1 protein-coding gene and 2 pseudogenes are annotated in these 2383 nt (G+C 63.4%); 2 read left to right on the top strand and 1 reads right to left on the bottom strand.

The features are described 5' to 3' along the window. Together ACFSNB_RS18615 and glyA are read left to right on the top strand one after the other, a co-directional pair. Positions 1-809 (top strand): annotated as a pseudogene (locus ACFSNB_RS18615) (5-methyltetrahydropteroyltriglutamate--homocysteine S-methyltransferase); the annotation flags it as partial. 72 nt (positions 810-881) lie between these two features. After that, positions 882-2129 (top strand): serine hydroxymethyltransferase, encoded by a 1248-nt coding sequence (gene glyA, locus ACFSNB_RS18610; protein ID WP_377319303.1) that lies wholly within the window; start codon positions 882-884, stop codon positions 2127-2129. A gap of 148 nt (positions 2130-2277) precedes the next feature. Here the strand turns inward: glyA and ACFSNB_RS18605 are convergent. Then, positions 2278-2383 (bottom strand): annotated as a pseudogene (locus ACFSNB_RS18605) (IS5/IS1182 family transposase); the annotation flags it as partial.

The raw sequence follows: 2383 nt of genomic DNA, 5'->3' as shown, positions 1-2383 counted from the left end.
GCAACGACATGGTCGAGTATTTCGGCGAACAGCTCGACGGCTATGCCTTCAGCCGGTTCGGCTGGGTGCAATCCTACGGCTCGCGCTGCGTCAAGCCGCCGATCCTGTTCGGCGACATCAGTCGGCCTCGGGCGATGACGGTCGACTGGATCCGCCATGCCGCCTCGCTGACCGACCGGCCGATGAAGGGAATGCTGACCGGCCCGGTGACGATCCTCAACTGGTCGTTCGTGCGCGATGACCAGCCGAGGGCGGACACCTGCCGGCAATTGGCGCTGGCGATGCGCGAGGAAGTGCTGGATCTCGAACGGGCCGGCATCGGGGTGATCCAGATCGACGAAGCCGCGTTGCGCGAAGGCCTGCCCCTGCGCCGCGCCGAGTGGCAATCCTATCTCGACTGGGCGGTGGAATGCTTCCGCATCACCGCCAACGGGGTCGAGGACGACACCCAGATCCATACCCACATGTGCTACTCGGAATTCAACGACATCATCGCCGCGATCGCCGCGATGGATGCCGACGTCATCACCATCGAGACCTCGCGCTCGGACATGGAATTGCTCGATGCCTTCGACGATTTCAACTATCCGAACCAGATCGGGCCGGGGGTCTATGACATCCATTCCCCCAATATCCCGAGCGAGGCGCATATCGTCGCCCTGATGAAGAAGGCGGCGGAGCGGATCCCGGCCGAGCGGCTGTGGGTCAATCCGGATTGCGGCCTCAAGACCCGGCAGTGGAGCGAGGTGATCCCGGCCCTGACCAACATGGTCAGTGCCGCCCGCACCCTGCGCGCCACCATCGCCTGACCGCGCCGGCCCCGGCCGCTCCGGCCTTGCCCTCCCTTCGTCCCGCAGGGACGATCTGTTGAGATTGATGCCATGTTTGACCGTAGCCAGAAAACGATCGCCCGGATCGATCCGGAAATCTTTGCCGCGATCGAGAACGAGACCCGCCGTCAGGAAGATCACATCGAACTGATCGCCTCCGAAAACTATACCTCTCCCGCCGTCATGGCGGCGCAGGGGTCGCAACTGACCAATAAATACGCCGAAGGTTATCCGGGGAAACGCTATTACGGCGGTTGCGACCAGGTCGACGTCGTCGAACGGCTGGCGATCGACCGCGTCCGCCGGCTGTTCGGAGCCGAGGCCGCCAACGTGCAGCCCCATTCCGGGTCCCAGGCCAATCAGGCGGTGTTCTTCGCCACCCTCCAGCCCGGCGACACCATCATGGGGATGAGCCTCGCCGATGGCGGGCATCTGACCCACGGCATGCCGCTCAACATGAGTGGCAAATGGTTCAATGTGGTCAGCTATGGCCTGAACGCGCAGGAAGACATTGATTACGTCGGGCTGGAGCGGCTGGCGCGGGAATCCCGGCCGAAGCTGATCATCGCCGGCGCCTCGGCCTTCGCGTTACGGATCGACTTCGAACGGATCGCGCGGGTGGCGCGCGAGGTCGGCGCCTATTTGATGGTCGATATGGCCCATTATGCCGGCCTGATCGCCGCCGGGCTCTATCCCAATCCGGTGCCGCATGCCGATTTCGTCACCACCACCACCCACAAGAGCCTGCGTGGCCCCCGGGGTGGGGTGATCCTGACCCGGATCGAGCATGAGAAGGCGATCAATTCGGCGGTGTTTCCAGGATTGCAGGGCGGGCCGCTGATGCATGTCGTCGCCGCCAAGGCGATCGCCTTCAAGGAGGCAATGAGCCCCGACTTCGTCGATTATCAACGCCATGTCCTGCGCAATGCGGCGGTGCTGGCTGAGACCCTGATCGCGCGGGGTCTGCGGATCGTCTCCGGTCGCACGGAAAGCCATCTGATGCTGGTTGACCTGCGGGCCAAGCGGATCACCGGCAAGCAGGCCGAGGCCGTTTTGGGACGGGCCCACCTCACCGTCAACAAAAACGCCATTCCGCAAGATCCGGAAAAGCCGTTCGTGACCTCCGGCATCCGGTTGGGAACGCCCGCGCTGACCACGCGGGGGTTCCGGGAGATCGAGGCGCGGGAGGTGGGAAACCTGATCGCCGACCTGTTGGATGCGCCGGACGACGAAGCGGTTCTCGCTCGCGTTCAAGGGAGGGTGTCCGACCTGACACGGGCGTTTCCGGTCTATTGCTGACCCAGGAGATTCGGTAGGGTGGTCCCGCCTCACTGCGGGCCACCCCGTGCCTTTCCTTGAGATTTAAATAAAACTGAGGCTTCGTCCCGCGCGGATCCGGGCTCCTGGTGTCGAAACCACCGGCTGGCTAAGAGCCCGACTCGAAACTCTATGAATTGAAACAATACCTTGCGAGACGCCTGGTTGTGAGGCGGATATGGGCGACGTTGATCCATGCTTCGGCGGAGGCGATGGATTTTTCCCAGTCCTTGGCC

Source organism: Phaeospirillum tilakii (genome assembly GCF_042683125.1).
GTDB lineage: Bacteria > Pseudomonadota > Alphaproteobacteria > Rhodospirillales > Magnetospirillaceae > Phaeospirillum > Phaeospirillum tilakii.
The sequence above is the reverse complement of the archived record's forward strand: the minus strand, read 5'-3'. Positions and strand labels throughout refer to the sequence as shown.

What these genes read in the sequence shown, in the direction of transcription:
- glyA (WP_377319303.1), top strand. Translation starts at nt 882, where the DNA reads ATGTTTGACCGTAGCCAGAAAACGATCGCCCGGATCGATCCGGAAATC.